The following is an 18,957-nucleotide window of genomic DNA, read 5'->3' on the forward strand; positions in this document are numbered from 1 at the left end:
ATATTAGATTATCTTTGTTTACCGAAAAGGTGATATTATGATAGTTGGAAATATAGTAAAAGAAGTGCTTGCATATAAGAAAGGACAAATTCAGCAAAAGTTAAGTAGTCCACAAGCATTCGTTAGTAGTCGTTTTCAAGAGAAGTTGCAGAGTGAACCTGCGAAGGAGACGAAGGGTACTACGCAGCCGGCAAAGGTAGAGGATATGAGTCAGCCGGTACAATCTACGAAAATAGAAACGGTCGTAAATAAACCGGAAGAATCTATTAATAAAGTAGAGGAAGTAAGTAAGCCGGAAGAAAAGCCTGAAACTGAAGTGCAAGTCGCACAAAAAGAGTTTGAACGACGTTTCTCAGAAACGAAAAATGAGGCTGCTGATACGTGGGGATTAACGAAGAAGTATAATATTCAAAAAATACGTTCTTCCAATGAAGGGAAGTATGAGGATATTATAGATCGTGTAAGTCATACATACGGAATTCCGAAAACGTTAATTCAAAAAATGATTGAAGTAGAATCTGATTTTAATCCGAAAACGGTGTCGCATGCAGGGGCGATGGGGCTTATGCAGCTTATGCCAGCGAATGTGAAAGAGATGGGTATAAAAAATCCATTTTCACCAGCTGAAAGTATTGAAGGCGGCGTGAAAGAGTTAAGCGGTTATTTGAAGAAAAATAATGGCGACCTCGTACTAGCGCTTGCATCTTATAATGCTGGCCCTGGTAATGTGAGAAAGTACGGAGGCGTACCGCCATTTAAAGAAACGCAAGGATATATTAAAAAAATATTAAATATCGACGTTTCAAAATAAGAAGTTTCATATATAGAGAGAACATGAAATTTTCGTGAACATGATATGGGAGTTGGCTAGATTTGAAATTACAAGATGATATTCCGTTAACAATTTATTTTGAAATCGGAAATACGAAAAAGAAAATTGAAGATTTGCTTCATATTACGAAAGGTACATTGTATCGTCTTGAAAATTCAACGAAAAATACGGTACGTCTTATGCTTGAGAATGAAGAGATTGGAACCGGAAAGATTTTGACGAAAAACGGGAAGATGTACGTTGAAATCGTTGAATTGAAAAGGTAGGGAAGGGGATTGTCATGAGTGGCGAAAAATTAAGCCAAGAGCAAATTGATGCCCTGCTGAAGGCGGTTAATGAAGGCGAGGAAATGCCAGCTTTCGCACAAGAAGCAGGAAAGCAAGAGAAATTTCAAGAGTATGATTTTAATAGACCGGAGAAGTTCGGTGTTGAGCATTTACGTAGCTTGCAAGCAATTGCTTCTACATTTGGTAAACAGACGTCACAGACGTTGTCAGCGCGTATGCGTATTCCGATTGAGTTAGAGCCTTCAACGGTTGAGCAAGTTCCATTTACGAGTGAGTATGTGGAGAAAATGCCGAAAGATTACTATTTATATTGCGTTATTGATCTTGGCCTTCCGGAGCTTGGAGAAATTGTTATTGAGATTGATTTAGCTTTCGTTATTTATATTCATGAATGTTGGCTTGGCGGAGATAGTAAGCGTAACTTTACGATGCGCAGACCACTTACCGCATTTGAGTTTTTAACATTGGATAATATTTTTATGCTCCTTTGCAAAAATTTAGAGCAATCATTTGAAAGCGTTGTTGCGATTGAACCAAAATTTGTAACGACAGAGACAGATCCGAATGCATTAAAGATTACGACAGCGAGTGATATCATTTCATTACTAAACGTAAATATGAAAACGGATTTTTGGAATACGACGGTGCGTATCGGTATTCCATTCTTATCTGTTGAAGAAATTATGGATAAGTTAACGTCTGAAAATATTGTTGAACATTCTTCGGATAAGCGTAAAAAGTATACTTCAGAAGTGGAAGCGAAAGTAAATCAAGTGTACAAACCTGTTCACGTTGCAATTGGTGAGCAGAAGATGACAATGGGCGAGATTGAACAAATTGAAGAAGGCGATATAATTCCGCTCCATACGAAAGTTTCGGATGAATTACTTGGTTATGTAGATGGAAAGCATAAATTTAATTGTTTTATTGGAAAAGATGGAACGCGTAAGGCGCTCTTATTTAAAAGTTTTGTAGAGTAGGAGGATCCATATGAAGCATGAAGTATCTCCTGTGTCATTAATGGGATTAGAAGATTTTGCAGGAAAGCGAAATGAAGCAAGTAAAGCACATATTGATACTGTTTCAGATATTTCGATTGAACTTGGTGTAAAGCTTGGAAAGGCATCTATTACGCTTGGTGACGTGAAGCAATTAAAAGTTGGCGATGTTCTGGAAGTAGAGAAAAACTTAGGACATAAAGTAGATGTATATTTAAGTAATATGAAAGTCGGCATCGGGGAAGCGATCGTAATGGACGAGAAGTTCGGTATTATTATTTCTGAAATTGAAGCTGACAAGAAGCAAGCTGCGCTTATGAAAGCGCAAAGTCAAATGCAAGATAAAGAGTAGAGGAGGAGTCATATGTCGTATATGACGACCTTATTTCAAGTCGTTTTACTGTTTGGTGCGCTCGGCTACGGTGCATATTATATGACGAAAAAGACGCGCAAGCAGCAGTTTTTTAAACAAGGTGAAAATGGCCACATTCAAGTGAAGGACGGCGTGTATTTAAATCATCAAACGAGCGCCTTTTTATTTGAAGTAGACGGCAAGCAAGTGTTCACTGTTATTAGTAATAACGGTGTACAGTCTGTGCAATTAACAGGAACAGGAAATCAGTTTCAACAAGCGCTAGAAGACGCGGTGAAGAGTGAAACGAAAAAAGTAGAGGATCCATCATGAGAATAAAGAAACAGTTATCGTTATTAGCCGTTATTTTCGTATTTTCTATCGTTTTTTCAATTATTTTTGTAAATCCAGCGTATGCAGCCCAAAACGGTTTTATTAATTTCGAAAATGGAAAAGAGTTTACGAGTAACTCAAGTGTACAGTTATTTGCGCTCGTTACCCTTTTATCATTATCTTCATCTATCGTTCTATTATTTACACATTTTACTTATTTTATGATCGTTCTTGGGATTACACGTCAAGGACTTGGGGTAATGAATTTACCACCGAACCAAGTACTTGTTGGACTTGCCTTATTTTTATCACTCTTTACGATGCAGCCTGTTCTTGGGCAGCTAAAGAGCGATGTGTGGGATCCGATGACAAAAGAGAAAATAACAGTAAGTCAAGCTGCGGAAACGACAGCGCCGATTATGAAAGAGTATATGTCAAAGCATACGTATAAGCATGATTTAAAAATGATGCTGAAAGTGCGCGGAGAAGAGTTGCCGAAAGATTTAAAGGATCTATCCTTATTTACGCTCGTACCATCCTTTACGTTAACGCAAATTCAAAAGGGATTGTTAACAGGGATGTTCATTTATTTAGCGTTTGTATTTATAGATTTGATTATTAGTACACTGTTAATGTACCTCGGGATGATGATGGTACCGCCGATGATTTTAAGTTTACCATTTAAAATACTCGTTTTCGTATATTTAGGTGGATATACAAAAATCGTCGACATTATGTTTAAAACGGTCGCCTGAAGCGTTTGATGCTATGTGATAGGAGTCATATAAATGAATACGTCACCAATTATAGATATTTTTCAAACCTTTTTTTATAAAGGGGTTATGATTTTAATGCCGGTTGCCGGTGTAAGTATGATTGTCGTTATTATCATCGCTGTCATTATGGCAATGATGCAAATTCAAGAACAAACGCTGACGTTTTTACCGAAGATGGCGAGTATTGTACTCGTTATTATCATTTTAGGTCCGTGGATGTTTCAAGAGTTAACGACGCTTATTTTAGATTTATTTGATAAAATTCCATCGCTGTTGCGTTCGTACTAAGATAGGTGGACTGAAATGAATATGGAATTATGGGCGGCGACGTTTTTTGCGTTTTGCCGCATTACTTCATTTTTATATTTTTTACCGTTTTTCTCAGGTCGATCCATTCCAGCAATGGCGAAGGTTACATTTGGACTTGCTCTTTCGATTACTGTTGCCGATCAAGTTGATGTCTCTCACATCAAGACTGTTTGGGACGTTGCAGCTTATGCTGGTACGCAAATTGTAATTGGATTATCACTTTCAAAAATTGTAGAAATGCTGTGGAACATTCCGAAAATGGCCGGGCATATTTTAGACTTTGATATCGGTTTATCACAAGCAAGTTTGTTTGATGTAAACGCAGGTTCACAGTCTACTTTACTATCAACCATTTTTGATATATTTTTTCTCATTATTTTTATTTCACTTGGCGGCATTAATTATTTCGTTGCCACGATTTTAAAGTCGTTTCAATATACAGAGGCGATTTCAAAATTGCTGACGACTAGTTTTTTAGATAGTCTACTCGCAACGTTATTATTTGCGATTACATCAGCGGTTGAAATTGCTCTTCCGCTCATGGGAAGCTTATTCATCATTAACTTTGTTTTAATTTTAATCGCAAAAAACGCTCCGCAATTAAACGTTTTTATGAATGCGTATGTTATTAAAATTACATGTGGTATTTTGTTTATTGCGATGAGTGTACCGATGCTCGGTTATGTGTTTAAAATTATGACGGATGTATTGCTTGAGGAATATACGAAACTATTTAACTTTTTCTTAACGAAGTAGGGGGACGCACATGGCAAAGGATAATAAAACAGAAAAGGCCACCCCGCAGAAGCGTAAGAAATCGCGTGAAGAAGGGAATATTGCCCGGAGTAAAGATTTAAATAATTTATTTTCCATACTTGTGTTAGCAGTTGTCGTTTACTTTTTTGGAGATTGGCTAGGATTTGAGATTGCCAATTCTGTATCCGTGCTGTTTGATCAAATTGGAAAAAATACAGATTCGACCGAGTATTTTTATATGATGGGGATTTTACTACTAAAAGTATCAGCTCCGATATTAATACTCGTATACGCTTTTCATTTATTCAATTATATGATTCAAGTTGGTTTCTTATTTTCTTCTAAAGTTATTAAGCCGAAAGCGTCACGTATTAATCCAAAAAATTATTTTACGAGATTGTTTAGTCGTAAAAGTTTAGTAGATATTTTGAAATCACTGTTTTATATGGGGTTAATTGGTTATGTCGCTTACGTTCTCTTTAAAAAGAATTTAGAGAAAATCGTGAGTATGATTGGATTTAACTGGACTGCGTCACTTACTGAAATTATTAGGCAAATTAAATTTATCTTCTTAGCTATTTTAATTATATTAATCGTTCTTTCTATTATTGATTTTATTTATCAAAAGTGGGAGTACGAACAAGATATTAAGATGAAAAAAGAAGAAGTAAAACAAGAGCATAAAGATAATGAAGGGGACCCGCAAGTAAAAGGGAAACGAAAAAACTTTATGCACGCTATATTGCAAGGAACAATTGCGAAGAAGATGGATGGCGCAACATTTATTGTAAATAACCCGACTCATATTTCGGTCGTACTCAGGTACAATAAACACGTTGACGCAGCACCGATTGTCGTTGCAAAAGGGGAAGATGAGCTCGCATTATATATACGAACACTTGCCCGTGAACAAGAAATACCAATGGTGGAAAACCGTCCGCTTGCTCGTTCTTTATATTATCAAGTCGAGGAGGATGAGACGATTCCAGAAGATTTATACGTAGCTGTAATTGAAGTTATGCGCTATTTAATTCAAACGAATGAACTTGAAGTATAATAGCGCGTTTGGAGGAGATCTCTTTGTTTAAGATAGATTCTGCAAGAACCTATTTTTCTATCTTTTTAGCAGCGTCATTCGTAGTGGCGCTCTTAATTCCACTTCCACCATTTATACTTGATATCATTATCGTTTTTCTACTAAGTATGTCAGTGCTTATTTATATGCGAGCGACAAGTATTAACGAGTGGGATGAATTAAAGTCGTTTCCGACGATGTTGTTATTAATCGGAATTTTCCGCGTATCGATTAACGTATCGACGACGCGAGCGATTTTGACAAACGGAAATGCCGGTCATGTTATTGAAGAGTTCGGCCAGTTCGTAATTGGCGGGAACTTATTAATTGGTATCGTTATTTTTACAGTATTAATTATATTCCAGTTTATCGTTGCAAACGGTGCATCTCGTACAGCTGAAGTAGCAGCACGTTTTACACTTGATTCTTTACCAGGGAAACAAATGTCGATCGATGCGGATTTAAACCAGCGTATTATTACAGAAAAAGATGCACAAGCAAAACGAAAAAAATTAAATATGGAAACAGAGTTTTACGGAGCGATGGATGGTGCCGGGAAGTTCATTAAAGGGGACGTTATTTTCGGGATTGTCATTTTATTCGTAAACATTATTTTTGGCTTAATTGTCGGAATGATGCAGCAAGGAATGAGTTTTGGTGAAGCAGCTCTTCATTATACGCAGTTAACTGTCGGTGACGGGATTGTAAACCAAATTGGATCGCTTATGCTTGCAATTTCAACGGGTATTATCGTAACGCGTGTATTTGACGGTTCACCGGATACAGTAACAGAAGGAATCTTTAAAGAGTTATTAGCGCATGAAGTCGTTGTATATGCGCTTGGTGGTTTATTTATAGCGATGGGTATTTTTACTCCGCTACCATTTCTACCATTCGCACTCGTTGGTGGAACAATTATCTTCTTAGGAATTCGTAATAAAAACCGAATAAAGAAAGAAAAAGAAGACGAGCTTCAAAAAGAAATAGAAATGATTCAAGGTGAAGATGAGCAACTACAACAAGTGGAAGATTCATTCGGAGTATTTACAGATAAATATCCAATTATAGTAGAACTCGGTTTAGATTTAGCAGCACTTGTAAAGCAGAAAATTAACGGAGAAACAGCTCGTGATAAAGTTGTTCTGATGAGAAAGTCGATTATTACCGACCTTGGTATTAACGTTCCTGGCATTAACTTTAAAGATAATACGAGTTTTAGACCACGCGGACGTTACATTATTCGTATTAAAGGTGCAAAGGCAGCTGAAGGTGTTTTAAAATCAGGTTACTTATTAGCATTGAAAACACCAAATGTAATGGCCGATTTAGATGCAGAACCAGCGAAAGATCCGATTTTCGGTGAAGATGGATATTGGATTTTGGAGCATATGGTACAAGATGCACAAATGAAAGGCTATCAAGTATTAGAACCACTTAGCATATTAATTACACATTTAGATGTTATCGTTAGACGTAATCTTCATGAGTTAATTCAGCGTCAACATGTAAAAGACTTAATTAACTCGCTTGAAAATGATAACGGCGTTTTATTAGAGGAGATTAAGAAGAAAGAAATCGACTTATCACTCGTTCAAAATGTCATTAAACAACTTTTAAAAGAAGGTATTTCTATTCGTGATTTACCAACCATTATCGAAGGTATTATTGACGGAAAAGAAATTTATCAAAACCACGTTGACGGTGTAACGTCATTCGTCCGTGAATGTATTTCAAAAGTTATTTGTGAAAATGCGAAAAATCCTGACGGTAAAATTTATGCGGCGCTCTTCTCAGATTCAATCGAATTAGATGCGGACGTTGTGAACAATTCTTATCAAGGTTATTTATTAAACTGGGATTTAGATTTGGAATCGCGAGTCGTTGAGCAAGTACAACGCGTATTCAAACAAGCGAGGCTAATGGGAAGAGAACCAGTATTATTAACACGTAGAAAAGATTTCAGGTTTGCGATTGTAAGACTGCTAGAACGTTATCAAATAGAAGCACAAGTACTTTGTATTAGCGAATTAGCACCAGAGATTGTTGTAGATCAAATTGCCTATATTGAATAGTAGGGGGTGAAGTAATGGAAAGTACAGAAAAGAAAGAAGCGTTAATGCGAATAAAAGCAGCTTCGAAAAATGAATTGTATCGAAAATTATTTGACCAATATGGTACAGATTATTATTACGTTGTCGATGAAAGTGTAAAACGAAATATCCCGTTTTTTTGGAAAAAGAATTATGAAATGTTAGTCGCTTTTCCAGAGGATAAACAAGAAGAAGTGAACGAAGGCACAGCTCAATTTCATGAACAATTAATGGATGTTGTGAACGATCCTTCAGAACAAATTGTGAAGGCGAACGGAATTCAATCGGTACTGCACAATTTAGAAAACGTGACGACTCCCATGTCATACGCAGCGATGCAAACAGGAAATAGTGAAGAATGGACAAGAAAGAAAGAGAAACTATTAAAGCTGTTTGAAAAAGGTATCGTCGTTGTGAAACAGACGGAAGAAACGAAAGTAACGGAAAAGCAAAAAACTGTGAAAAAAGTCGTTCCCGTTAAGAAAGAAGAAGTTGTTGTAAAAAAAGAAAAGCAAGAATCTGTACCTTTTATTATTCAAAAGGTAATTCGCATGCTAGAGCAAAACGATGTAGAACAATACTTCATTCATGCATATGCTGAAAAGTTAAAAGTGAAGTTTGAGAATGCGACGATGATTACAGAAGAAGAAGTGATCGAATATATATTAGAAGATATGAGATCTCATTTCAACACGGAAAACGTATTTGAAAAAGAAGTGCAAACAATTGCATTAATCGGTCCAACTGGTGTTGGAAAAACGACGACACTTGCGAAAATGGCGTGGCAGTTCCACGGTAAGAAAAAAACGGTCGGTTTTATTACGACAGACCATTCACGCATTGGAACAGTACAGCAACTGCAAGATTACGTAAAGACAATTGGATTTGAAGTAATCGCTGTACGTGATGAAGCTGCAATGACAAGAGCGCTTACGTATTTTAAAGAAGAAGCGCGTGTCGATTATATTTTAATAGATACAGCCGGAAAAAATTATCGTGCGTCAGAAACAGTGGAAGAAATGATTGAAACGATGGGACAAGTAGAGCCAGATTATATTTGCTTAACGTTATCAGCTTCGATGAAAAGTAAAGATATGATTGAAATCATTACGAACTTTAAAGATATTCATATTGATGGTATCGTATTTACGAAATTTGATGAAACAGCAAGTAGTGGTGAATTGTTGAAAATTCCAGCAGTATCATCAGCTCCAATTGTATTAATGACAGACGGACAAGACGTGAAGCAACATATACATATCGCTACAGCTGAACATTTAGCGAAACAAATGTTGCAAACATCATAGAAAAGAGGTGAAGGATAAGGCAACCGCCTTATTCAAACGAGTATGAACGGTCTTTATATAGGTTCTATGGGTATGATGAATTACATGCAACGTATTAATGTTCATTCGAATAACGTTGCAAATGCTCAAACGACAGGATTTAAAGCAGAAAATATGACTTCTAAAGTATTTGATGTACAAGACACATATCGCCGTGGTGATGGGGCTGTGACAAATATCGGTTCGGTCGATTACGCTGTAGTACCAGCCGCAACGCATGTGAACTTAGTACAAGGAAATATACAAATGACAAATAGTGCTACAGATTTCTTTTTAGATGATGGAACTGCAGGCACAGTTTCGTTTTTCGTTACATCTAAAAATAATGAAACGTTTTTAACGAGAGACGGTAGTTTTACATTAAATAGTGATCGTTATTTACAAACAACTTCAGGCGCTTTCGTAATGGGAGAGAATAATGAACGTATTCATATTCCAGAAGGAGCAAAAGTAGCTGTACAAGCAGACGGTACGTTATATGATGCAGTAACACAAAACAATGTTGCTCGCTTGCAAACAAAAACAGTAGGTGCAGAAGCGAATAATCGTCTCGTACAAAGAGAAAACAAAAGTTTTACACTAGCAGAAGGGAACATTGCTGATTTACCGAACGGAACAGGGACAGTAAAAAACCATATGCTAGAAAATTCAAATGTAGATATGACGAAAGAGATGGCAGATCTTATGACGGATCAAAGAATGATTTCAGCATCACAACGCGTTATGACTTCATTTGATAAAATTTATGAAAAAGAAGCGAATGAAATATTGAGATAGTGGACTCCTAATATAGGAGTCTTTTGTTAATTTTAAATTTCAGAATTATCAATTGACTTTACGGAGCTTCTTTTTTATATTAGTAGGTATAACTATAACTACTAAAGAGGTGAGAGTATGACAACGGCATTATATTTAGAAGATGCATACAAAACGAGTTGCGAAACAGAAGTGATAAAAGTAGAAGGGAATAAAGTATTTGTAAAAGAAACAGTTTTTTATCCAACTGGTGGGGGGCAGGAATGTGATACGGGTGTCATTGTACAAGATGGGTCTGTATTTGAAGTTGAAAAAGTAAAAAAGGAGCAGGGAGAAATAGTTCACTATATAAAAGATGGAGCTCAAGTAAAATTAGGTCCTGTTAAATTAGAGATTAATTGGGAAAGACGTCATAATTTAATGCGTCATCATTCTTTACTGCATCTTATCGGAGCTGTCGTTTATGAAAAATATGGAGCTCTATGCACTGGAAATCAAATTTATCCTGACAAAGCACGTATCGATTTTAATGAGTTACAAGAGTTATCGAGCGTGGAAGTAGAAGAAATTGTTAAGGAAGTGAATAAACTTATTGAACAAAATAAAGAAATTTCTACTCGTTATATGAGCCGCGAAGAAGCAGAAAATGCTGTAGGAATGATTAAAACAGCCATAAACCTCCTGTCAACTACTATACAAGAAATCCGCATTGTTACAATTGAAAATTTAGACGAACAAGCTTGTGGAGGCACACATGTGAAAAATACGAGTGAAATAGGAACGCTTGTTATTGATAAAGTAAAAAGTAAAGGAAAGCAAAATCGTCGTTTTGAAGTTAGAGCGATTTAGATTGTGAGGGGTTACCGATGGATGAAATTATAAAGGAATTACAAAAGTTAGGATTTTCCCAGTATGAATGTAAAGCGTATATTGGATTGCTAAAACATTCCCCAGTAACTGGTTATGAAGTGAGTAAACAAACAGGAGTACCTCGTTCTATGATTTACGAGGTACTCGGTAAGTTAATGGATAAAGGAGCGGTACATATTGTACCTTCTGAACCAGTTAAATATGTACCAGTACCAGCTACCGAATTAATGGATCGAATGCGAAAAGACTTTGAGAAGTCCTTTGAATTTTTAGATGAGAAATTAAATGGTTTAGAACAAGAGCGACAAATAGATGTAATTTCGCATATTCGCTCAAATGATCGTGTTTTGAAAGAAATATGCAATATAATTAATAGAGCAAAGGAAGAGTTATGGATTTCTGTATGGGAAGATCAAGTGCGTGAAATTGAGCCATACATTCATCAAAAGGAAGAGGAAGGCGTACATATATTTTCAATCTTATTTGGCGCTCCAAATACAAAAATAGGCGCGACGTTTCACCATAATTATATGACGCCCCACGTTGTTGAAAAGAGAATGGGTGGTCATTTAACTGTAATCGCGCGTGACGGGGAAGAAGTATTAATTGCGAACTTCACAAATGATAGCACTTCGTGGGCTGTTACAACGTATGACCCAGCATTAGTTCTCGTTGCTACAGAGTATGTGCGGCACGATATTATGGTTGAAGAAATCACGAAGGAATTTGGAGCTGATAAGTTAGATACGTTATGGCGTGAAAATATAGATTTAGTTCATGTCGTAACAGGAAAACGAACTTTAGAAGGAATGGAGGATGATAAGGATGAGTAAAGCTCAGGCTCATGTAGCTTTGCAGAGCGATGATACATTTCAGCAGGGAGTAAAAGATTGTTTACCAACTGTATTTGGTTATTTGAGCATCGGTATAGCAGCTGGTGTAATTGCAAAAACAGCAGGTTTCTCCATCATTGAAATTGCGTTTATGTCCACTTTAATTTATGCAGGTTCTGCCCAATTTATATTAGCTGGTATGTATGCAGCTGGTGCACCTGCTTCCGCAATTATTTTTACTGTATTTTTTGTTAACTTGCGCCACCTTCTTATGAGTGCTGCACTTGCGCCGTACTTTACGAAACTGCCTCTATTTAAAAACTTACTAATTGGTTCGCAAATTACAGATGAAACGTTCGGTGTTGCAGTACAGCATGCAGCGCAAAAAGGATATTTAGGCGAAAGATGGATGATTGGGCTAAATGTAACGGCTTATTTAAATTGGATTCTTGCTACTATCATTGGCGGGCTATTTGGTGAGTGGATACCAGACCCGCATATGTATGGGATGGATTATGCATTACCAGCGATGTTTATCGGATTATTTGTACTTCAGCTTATAAGTAGTAAACCGAAGCTAGCAATTCATCTTACTGTTGCAATTATAGCGATTATACTTGCATACGTTTCACACTTATTTATGCCAGATAGTATAGCGGTTATTATCGCAACATTACTATCTGCGACGATTGGAGTGGTGATTGAAAAATGGAAATGAGATTAGACGTAATATTACTTTTATTAGCAGCAGGAGCTGTTACACTCGTGCCACGTATTTTACCTCTACTCGTATTTAGCAAACTACAAATTCCAGACTGGGGTTTAAAATGGTTAAATTACATACCAATTGCGATATTAGCAGCACTTTTAGCACAAGTTTTATTTATGCATGAGACGATGCAGTGGGATTATCTGATCGCAGCAATTCCAACATTTCTTGTCGCGATATATACTCGTAGTTTATTAGGTACAGTATTAACAGGTGTGATTGTGATTATTTTGTTACGTTTCTTTTTCTAAAAAGGATTACGGTCATATAATAGCGAAAAGTGTAATAACATGAAAAATATAGGGGTGGTGTTATGATACTTTTAACGATAGGAGCAATTTTGTTAACGTTGTTTATTTTCTTTATTATTGGCTTTATTACGTTTATGATGTTTGTTGATAGAGCGACACCTCAAATTTATTATACACCTTGTGAATCAGTGACAGTGAAATCTAAAGGTAAACATAAAAGGAAGAAAAGTTGAATGTTGGCTTTTCTTCCTTTTGTTTTATCTGATTTTTCTGTATAATTTTAGTTAGTTATCCAACTAACTAAAAGGTGGTCATAGAAATGGCAAAACCGAATGTTGTTAATAAAGAGAAGTTACTAGAAGCAGCAAAAGAAATTATTGCAGAGCATGGGATGGAGAAGTTGACATTAAAAGCAGTTGCAGAGAGTGCTCAAGTTACACAAGGTACCGTATATTATCATTTTAAAACGAAGGATCAATTATTACTTGAAGTAACCGAAGCGTTTTGTAAAGCGTCGTGGGAACAAATAGGAAAGGATGTACAGTTAGAAAAGGCTTTACAGTCTGCCGAAAGTAGATGTGTGAAAGATTCAATGTATCATCATTTGTTTTTTCAATTAGTAGCTAGTGGATTACAAAATGATGCGATGAAAGATAAAATTGGTGGATTGTTACATTATGAAAACCAAGAATTAACAAGAGTGTTAAATAAAAATATAGGAGGTACAATGACATCTCAAATTTCAACTGAAACGTGGAGCGTTTTATGTAATGCATTAATTGATGGATTGGCATTGCAAGCCTTATTCAATCCATCTTTTTCTAGCGACAAAGTATATGGTGATTTGCACCTGTTATTGGAAAAGTTCATAGAGCTACAAAAGGGAGGTAATGGTAGTGAATAATAAACTTTGGCTCACTATTTTATTTTCTATCGGCGTTTGGTTTTTTGCATCAGCGTTCTTCATTATTTTCGGTTCTTCCGTTTTATTAGAATACACTTCTAATAAATTTTTTCTACAATTAACGTTTCTTGAATTAGGAACAGCGATAGCTTTATACTTTGTAATGTGGTTATACAAAAGACTAGATACTACAAAATATGCAGTTATTAAGTTAGGTATATGTGGTACGGCAATCGGTTTAACTTTAGATTCTTATATCTTGTATAATTCTTCTAACATATTCTCACAATTATCCTCACAGCAAATCATGTCATTTACCATTTGGATGGTGATTGCTTACGCTCTTTATTTAATAATTCCTTTCGTTATGGAACGAAAAAAACTGTTATAAAGAGGATTTTTATCCTCTTTATAACGGTCACATCCCCGAAAGAACTAACAAAAACAGCCCAAATAAAAAACTAATAAAGGAAAGAAAACCGATACATATGGAGAACACACGATTGTTTCTCCATTCGCGCCAGAAAGTGATAAAACCTAATATACAAAGGAAAAACCAAATAGGCAGAAATAGGAACTCACTAATTTTTTCGGGAAGTAACGCATAAAAAGTTGATAAATATAAGATCCAATTTGTAAAAAATAATAGGCAAACGATAATAGATTGTAAGTGGGGGCGTTTGGAAAACTCCCCTTTTTTTACGGTTATAAAAATGATAGTTAGCGCTGAGAAAAAGGTGATGAATATGAAAATAAGTAAGAGTAATGCAAGTGTCATTTAGCTCTCCCTTATAAAAGCGTTTTTTACAAGAAATGCATCTATTACATTGTATGCTTGCTTTGTAGAGTACCCGTTATATTTTTCAGTGTACGGATTTAGAAATCCATGTTCACCGTATAGTTGTTGTATTTCTAGTAAAGGATTTTTTTGTTGCTGCAACGATTGGATGAAAGAGGATACTGAAAAACTTGCTTCTTTTTCAGGTAAAATAAGTAAGGTAGCACATGTTGGTTTTAGATGAATATAGTCACGTATACGGGAACCGTAACATCCGATAATAAAATCTATTTTCGGATTGTTACTACATAGCCAGGAGATAGTAGCACCAACACTAAAGCCGATAAGTCCAATATGTGTGTAACTACTAGACAGATGCGTAATAAATTCTTCAATTTGCTTTTTTCCATTATCAAATCCAATATGATTCATAAAAAAATGATATGCTTTTTCTTCATCACTGTAATGAAATGCATGTTGCGATTTTAGAAGATTAGGACAGAATACATCTATATGAGATGAAGTGAAGTGTTGGGTAACGTGATGCATATGGTCGTTCACTCCATATATTTCATGAACAACAACGAGAGCTAATTTTTTCTTCATCGTTACAATGTACTCCTATGAAACTTAAATTCTTTCTCAACGAGGCATATACGTAGGTGGAAGTTTTCATACCATTGCTCACGACCTCTTTTTTTCGCTTCTTTATGTAAGGCGTTCCGTTTCCAATTATCAATTGCTTCAAGTGATTCCCAATAAGAAATTGTAATTCCAATTCCTGAATGATCTCGCGCACTTTCTACACCTAGAAATCCGGGTTGCTGCTTTGCAAGTTCCTCCATTTTGTCGGCAACGTTACTATAATCTGTTGTATTATTTGATAAATTAGAAGTGAATATAACTGCATAATAAGACTTGTTTTTTTCTAAATTAGATGCCATTATTTTTCCCCCTTAATGTATAGTGTGAATAATTAATCCATAGTTTGTATTTTAGCAGGTCACAAAAAGAAAAGAAGTAGAAAATTCTTATTTTTTCAGCTCCTGTAAAATAGAAGATAGAAGAAATTTATAATAAGTAATCTAAAGGAAGAAAAATGCCACTTCAAAAAAATGAAGTGGCATTTCTTATATTTCCTCTAAGCTATTAACTGGAACTGTTAATTCGCGTCCTGGGTTTTTTACTTCATATATGCGGGCGGTTTCATTGCTTTCGTCGACGTGTTGAATCATAACAGGCATGCCTTGAAAACTAACATTCGCTTGCTCCGCTGACACAGAAAGCTCTTTTGCACGTTGAATATTCATTTATATTCCTCCCATCATTATTATCTTTGCTAAAAAAGAGGAATAATATACCATTTCGAGACATTCTTAAAGTTTTTGTATTATTTGTAATGTTTCTTTAATAAAAGAAGAGAAAATAGAGTCTGGATACGATTGTATCACTTCATATGCTTTTGTTGCTTCTTCAAGAGCTCTATTTTTATCATTCAGTTTAACGTAACAAAGTGCACGATATGCACCTGCTGTTGTAAGCCACGCTTGATCCAGTGGGTGGTTCATATAATCTGGTATAATACCACGTTGCAATGCTTGTAAAGCTTCTTCGTAACGTTTTAATCCGTATAAAGCTTTTCCTTTTTCAAGATAATACAATCCGTCGTCTTGGAAAATTGGCTCATCTTTTAGTTTTTTTCGAAATTGTTCTAGATGTTTTAATGCGATTGTATATTCATTAGTAATCGTGTTGTAGTAGTAAGCTTTTAAAATGTCAATTATCGCAATGGATAGAGTATCTTCTGTAAAAATGGCAAATTGCTCAGATTTTTTTATGTAATATAAATATCGTTCTTTATCAACTGTAATGACTTTTTGGTACGATAAAATACGGTAAAATTCATCTGTTTTATAATACACTTGATGCTTTTTTGAAAATGCGAGTGCTTCTAATATCGTTTCTTCACATTTTTCATAATCGCCACATGCTAGTAATATGATGGCTTCATATAAACATAACTCAATATGTATAATAAGATCCATTTCTAAATGTTTCTCTTCATAATCATTTCTAATATTAGATATAAGTTGTAAACATTCTGCATACTTTTTACGTGTGAATATCGCAAAAGATAATTTTAATTTTGTTTCCGTACTGTCACGGTATAACTTATAGTTTTCAAAAATAGAAACAGCTTTTTCTACGTAAGATTCAATGTTGTAATCTTTCATAATCGCCGCAGCAGTTACGAATTGTTTGTATAAACGAGCCGTATTTAAAGTAGAAGGTAGCTCTGTTTGAACGATAGGTAGTAAAGTCTCGTACACTTCATCGCATTTATTTGCCTTTATTAGTTGCTCCATTTTTGTAATGAGTTCTACAATTTCTCCTTCATCTTCCTCTAATAAAAAACTCGTTTCACATTCAAGTTTTTCAGCAATATATTGTAATGTTTTCATGGAAGGTGTAGCTTTTCCATTTTCAATTTGACTAAGCATACTTTTTGTCAATTCGGAACCTGCCAGTGCTGTTTGTGTAAGTTTTTTTTCTTTTCGTAATGCTTTAATTTTTTCACCGAGAGTTGCCATATTATTGCTCCTTTATAATTAAAAAGTTAAATTGTATTTAACTTTTTGTTGTAAAAATTGGAAAGTTAATTATATAATAAGTTTAACACAATTTAACTTTTGCGGGGAGAGATTCATTATGGGAGATATAAGTATAGGACAACATGATACAAGAATGAAAGTTGCAACGAGAAATATTATTTTAATGATGATTGGAAAAATGACGTCTTTATTAGGCGCGGGTATTTATACGTTCGCAATGGGGTTATACGTATTAAAGACAACTGGTTCAGGAATGGGGTTTGCAACTACACTTGTTTGCGGATCACTTCCAAGGATGATTTGTGGACCAATTGCTGGTGCTGTAGCTGACCGTGTGAATCGAAAGTGGCTTGTCATTGGCACAGATTTATTAAGTAGCTTAACGATGCTTATTATGTTTATTCTTGCTACTATATTTGGACCATCACTTCTTTTTATTTATATTTCAGCAGCAGTATTATCAATTTGTGCAAGTTTTTATTCTGTAGCATTAACTTCGTCTATTCCTAATTTAGTAGATGAGGGGCGTATTCAGAAAGCGAGTGCTTTAAATCAAACGGCAGCTTCTTTATCAAATATTTTAGGGCCAATTATTGGCGGAGTTGTATTTGGTTTCTTTTCAATTCAGTCGTTCTTTTTGTTAAATAGTATTACGTTCTTTTTAGCGGTTATTTTGCAATTGTTTATTGTATTTGATCTATATAAAAAAGAAGTGGCTGAGAGTAAAGAGCATTTCTTAACGAGTATAAAAGAAGGTTTTTCATATGTAAAACGACAACATGAAATATATGGTTTAATGAAAATAGCATTGTGGGTAAACTTTTTTGCGTGTGGGCTAACCGTTGCACTGCCATACATTATCATACGTACATTGCATTTATCTTCAAAGCAACTCGGTATTGTTGAGGGAATGTTGGCAGTCGGGATGCTAATGGGTGCGATTGCTTTATCAGTGCGTAAAGAAGTGAATAATCCGTTTCGTTCTATTTATACTGGACTGTTTTTATTTGCGGGTTTAAGTTTATGTACAGTCTTTCCGTTGTTAGTTATCATTCCAAAAGTAGCAAGTTTTATTTACTATATTGCTTTCATGATGTTAACTGGTATAGCAATTATGATTGTAAATATTCCAATGCAAGTACATATGCAAAAAACGACAGATCCGAGCTACTTAGGGCGTGTGTTTGGTCTACTTGAAACAATTGCGACTGCAATCGCACCGCTTGGTATGATTGTATATGGATTATTGTTAGATATGTTGCCAACTAGCATTGTTATGATGACAATAGGCGGAAGTTTATTGTTAGTTGTATTAGTTGGAGTAAAGCAACATATGGCGAAAAAACAAGTAGATGTGTCGGCTTAAAGATAAGAAAATAATAAAAATTTGACGTATCATTATAAAAATGACCAAATTAGTATTTTAGTTTTTGAAACTCTTTTTCATGTATGTTACAGTATAGTGAGCAGGCAAAGAAAAGGAGACAACAGCATGAAAAAATTAAGTTTTGTTATGCTTTTTCTATTAGTCGTAATGACTGGATGTAGCAATTATGACACATATATTGAAACAGGTATGCAATCATTGAAAGATGAAAAATATAGTGATGCAACAATGTGGTTTGAAAAAGCAGAAAAAGAGAAATCAGGAAATGAAGCGAAATCATATAAAGAAGTGGCCGAGAAAATGGATCACGGAGCAACGGCATTAAAAGACGGTAAGTATTTAGAAGCGAAAGACATTGCAAATGAAGTGTTACAAATGAAAAAAGACGATGCACTTGAAACAGCTGTAACATCAAATGCAGAGAATATGCTTCAAAAAGCAAAGGATGTAGAAAAGAAAGTGAATGAAAGAGTAGCAAAGCGGAGAAAAGTAGAAGAAGAAGGAATTGATAAACTCATTAAAGCTGTAGATAGTATAGATGATGTGAAAGAAAAAGAGAAAAAAGTTTCAGAAGCATTAGATAAGGCTGAAGAGGCGCAAGCGAAAATTGAAGCGAAGAAAAATAAATAGAGTTATAGTTTAA

The 18,957-nt window shown here is 35.2% G+C and carries 26 protein-coding genes; 21 read left to right on the forward strand and 5 right to left on the reverse strand.

Annotation, left to right across the window (positions count from 1 at the left end; translation table 11 throughout):
• The first annotated feature begins 37 nt into the window (after positions 1-37).
• The 19 genes from AAG068_RS08380 to AAG068_RS08470 all read left to right on the forward strand — a co-directional run bounded on the left by AAG068_RS08380 (position 38) and on the right by AAG068_RS08470 (position 13,928).
• Positions 38-811, forward strand: coding sequence for a lytic transglycosylase domain-containing protein (locus AAG068_RS08380; RefSeq protein ID WP_342718900.1), 774 nt, complete (start codon positions 38-40; stop codon positions 809-811).
• Between the two features lie 62 nt (positions 812-873).
• Complete coding sequence (locus tag AAG068_RS08385; protein WP_000775712.1) at positions 874-1,098, forward strand: flagellar motor switch protein FliN; 225 nt, start codon at positions 874-876, stop codon at positions 1,096-1,098.
• A gap of 14 nt (positions 1,099-1,112) precedes the next feature.
• On the forward strand, positions 1,113-2,099 hold the full coding sequence (gene fliM / locus AAG068_RS08390; protein ID WP_000012364.1) for a flagellar motor switch protein FliM: 987 nt from the start codon (positions 1,113-1,115) through the stop codon (positions 2,097-2,099).
• Positions 2,100-2,109: 10 nt separating this feature from the next.
• Positions 2,110-2,469, forward strand: a complete 360-nt coding sequence (gene fliN / locus AAG068_RS08395; RefSeq protein ID WP_000680012.1) for a flagellar motor switch protein FliN — start codon at positions 2,110-2,112, stop codon at positions 2,467-2,469.
• A 12-nt stretch (positions 2,470-2,481) separates the two neighbouring features.
• On the forward strand, positions 2,482-2,802 hold the full coding sequence (locus tag AAG068_RS08400) for a hypothetical protein (RefSeq protein WP_000121176.1): 321 nt from the start codon (positions 2,482-2,484) through the stop codon (positions 2,800-2,802).
• On the forward strand, positions 2,799-3,557 hold the full coding sequence (locus AAG068_RS08405; protein ID WP_001220586.1) for a flagellar type III secretion system pore protein FliP: 759 nt from the start codon (positions 2,799-2,801) through the stop codon (positions 3,555-3,557). Before AAG068_RS08400 ends, AAG068_RS08405 begins: the two co-directional genes overlap by 4 nt.
• Before the next feature lie 33 nt (positions 3,558-3,590).
• On the forward strand, positions 3,591-3,866 hold the full coding sequence (locus AAG068_RS08410; protein ID WP_001098085.1) for a flagellar biosynthetic protein FliQ: 276 nt from the start codon (positions 3,591-3,593) through the stop codon (positions 3,864-3,866).
• Positions 3,867-3,881: 15 nt separating this feature from the next.
• Positions 3,882-4,643 (forward strand): flagellar biosynthetic protein FliR, encoded by a 762-nt coding sequence (locus AAG068_RS08415; protein ID WP_342718901.1) that lies wholly within the window; start codon positions 3,882-3,884, stop codon positions 4,641-4,643.
• Positions 4,644-4,653: 10 nt separating this feature from the next.
• Positions 4,654-5,700, forward strand: a complete 1,047-nt coding sequence (gene flhB, locus AAG068_RS08420) for a flagellar type III secretion system protein FlhB (RefSeq protein ID WP_001030104.1) — start codon at positions 4,654-4,656, stop codon at positions 5,698-5,700.
• Positions 5,701-5,723: 23 nt separating this feature from the next.
• Positions 5,724-7,790, forward strand: a complete 2,067-nt coding sequence (gene flhA / locus AAG068_RS08425) for a flagellar biosynthesis protein FlhA (protein ID WP_342718902.1) — start codon at positions 5,724-5,726, stop codon at positions 7,788-7,790.
• A 14-nt stretch (positions 7,791-7,804) separates the two neighbouring features.
• Positions 7,805-9,115 carry a flagellar biosynthesis protein FlhF gene (gene flhF / locus AAG068_RS08430; protein ID WP_342718903.1) on the forward strand — a complete coding sequence of 437 codons (1,311 nt, stop codon included), beginning with the start codon at positions 7,805-7,807 and terminating at the stop codon, positions 9,113-9,115.
• Between the two features lie 42 nt (positions 9,116-9,157).
• Positions 9,158-9,931 (forward strand): flagellar basal-body rod protein FlgG, encoded by a 774-nt coding sequence (locus AAG068_RS08435; RefSeq protein WP_342718904.1) that lies wholly within the window; start codon positions 9,158-9,160, stop codon positions 9,929-9,931.
• 117 nt (positions 9,932-10,048) lie between these two features.
• Positions 10,049-10,759 (forward strand): alanyl-tRNA editing protein, encoded by a 711-nt coding sequence (locus tag AAG068_RS08440; RefSeq protein WP_342718905.1) that lies wholly within the window; start codon positions 10,049-10,051, stop codon positions 10,757-10,759.
• A gap of 17 nt (positions 10,760-10,776) precedes the next feature.
• Complete coding sequence (locus AAG068_RS08445) at positions 10,777-11,613, forward strand: TrmB family transcriptional regulator (protein ID WP_342718906.1); 837 nt, start codon at positions 10,777-10,779, stop codon at positions 11,611-11,613.
• Positions 11,606-12,331 (forward strand): AzlC family ABC transporter permease, encoded by a 726-nt coding sequence (locus AAG068_RS08450; protein ID WP_342718907.1) that lies wholly within the window; start codon positions 11,606-11,608, stop codon positions 12,329-12,331. Before AAG068_RS08445 ends, AAG068_RS08450 begins: the two co-directional genes overlap by 8 nt.
• A complete protein-coding gene (locus AAG068_RS08455; RefSeq protein ID WP_000425935.1) occupies positions 12,322-12,633 on the forward strand; it encodes an AzlD domain-containing protein in 312 nt (103 codons plus the stop codon). The genes AAG068_RS08450 and AAG068_RS08455 overlap by 10 nt, the downstream gene beginning before the upstream one ends.
• 62 nt (positions 12,634-12,695) lie before the next feature.
• Positions 12,696-12,866, forward strand: coding sequence for a DUF3951 domain-containing protein (locus tag AAG068_RS08460; protein WP_000602240.1), 171 nt, complete (start codon positions 12,696-12,698; stop codon positions 12,864-12,866).
• A gap of 86 nt (positions 12,867-12,952) precedes the next feature.
• Positions 12,953-13,537, forward strand: coding sequence for a TetR/AcrR family transcriptional regulator (locus AAG068_RS08465; RefSeq protein ID WP_342718908.1), 585 nt, complete (start codon positions 12,953-12,955; stop codon positions 13,535-13,537).
• The gene (locus AAG068_RS08470) at positions 13,530-13,928 is read left to right on the forward strand and encodes a DUF5367 family protein (RefSeq protein WP_342718909.1); all 399 of its coding nucleotides are present in this window, start codon (positions 13,530-13,532) and stop codon (positions 13,926-13,928) included. The genes AAG068_RS08465 and AAG068_RS08470 overlap by 8 nt, the downstream gene beginning before the upstream one ends.
• 27 nt (positions 13,929-13,955) lie before the next feature.
• Here AAG068_RS08470 and AAG068_RS08475 read toward each other — a convergent pair whose 3' ends face one another.
• The 5 genes from AAG068_RS08475 to AAG068_RS08495 form a co-directional block, all read right to left on the reverse strand.
• Complete coding sequence (locus AAG068_RS08475; protein ID WP_342718910.1) at positions 13,956-14,315, reverse strand: hypothetical protein; 360 nt, start codon at positions 14,313-14,315, stop codon at positions 13,956-13,958.
• Positions 14,316-14,921, reverse strand: coding sequence for a dienelactone hydrolase family protein (locus AAG068_RS08480; RefSeq protein WP_342718911.1), 606 nt, complete (start codon positions 14,919-14,921; stop codon positions 14,316-14,318).
• Positions 14,922-14,923: 2 nt separating this feature from the next.
• Positions 14,924-15,259, reverse strand: coding sequence for an antibiotic biosynthesis monooxygenase family protein (locus AAG068_RS08485; RefSeq protein ID WP_342718912.1), 336 nt, complete (start codon positions 15,257-15,259; stop codon positions 14,924-14,926).
• Between the two features lie 186 nt (positions 15,260-15,445).
• Positions 15,446-15,625 carry an H-type small acid-soluble spore protein gene (locus AAG068_RS08490; protein WP_001025740.1) on the reverse strand — a complete coding sequence of 60 codons (180 nt, stop codon included), beginning with the start codon at positions 15,623-15,625 and terminating at the stop codon, positions 15,446-15,448.
• 66 nt (positions 15,626-15,691) lie between these two features.
• Positions 15,692-16,906, reverse strand: coding sequence for a helix-turn-helix transcriptional regulator (locus AAG068_RS08495; RefSeq protein WP_342718913.1), 1,215 nt, complete (start codon positions 16,904-16,906; stop codon positions 15,692-15,694).
• Positions 16,907-17,024: 118 nt separating this feature from the next.
• Here AAG068_RS08495 and AAG068_RS08500 point away from each other — a divergent pair, with 118 nt between their 5' ends.
• Together AAG068_RS08500 and AAG068_RS08505 are read left to right on the forward strand one after the other, a co-directional pair.
• The gene (locus tag AAG068_RS08500) at positions 17,025-18,293 is read left to right on the forward strand and encodes an MFS transporter (RefSeq protein ID WP_342718914.1); all 1,269 of its coding nucleotides are present in this window, start codon (positions 17,025-17,027) and stop codon (positions 18,291-18,293) included.
• Positions 18,294-18,419: 126 nt separating this feature from the next.
• Positions 18,420-18,944 carry a hypothetical protein gene (locus AAG068_RS08505; RefSeq protein ID WP_342718915.1) on the forward strand — a complete coding sequence of 175 codons (525 nt, stop codon included), beginning with the start codon at positions 18,420-18,422 and terminating at the stop codon, positions 18,942-18,944.
• The last annotated feature ends 13 nt before the right edge of the window (positions 18,945-18,957 follow it).

The sequence above is a fragment of the Bacillus paramycoides genome (genome assembly GCF_038971285.1).
GTDB lineage: Bacteria > Bacillota > Bacilli > Bacillales > Bacillaceae_G > Bacillus_A.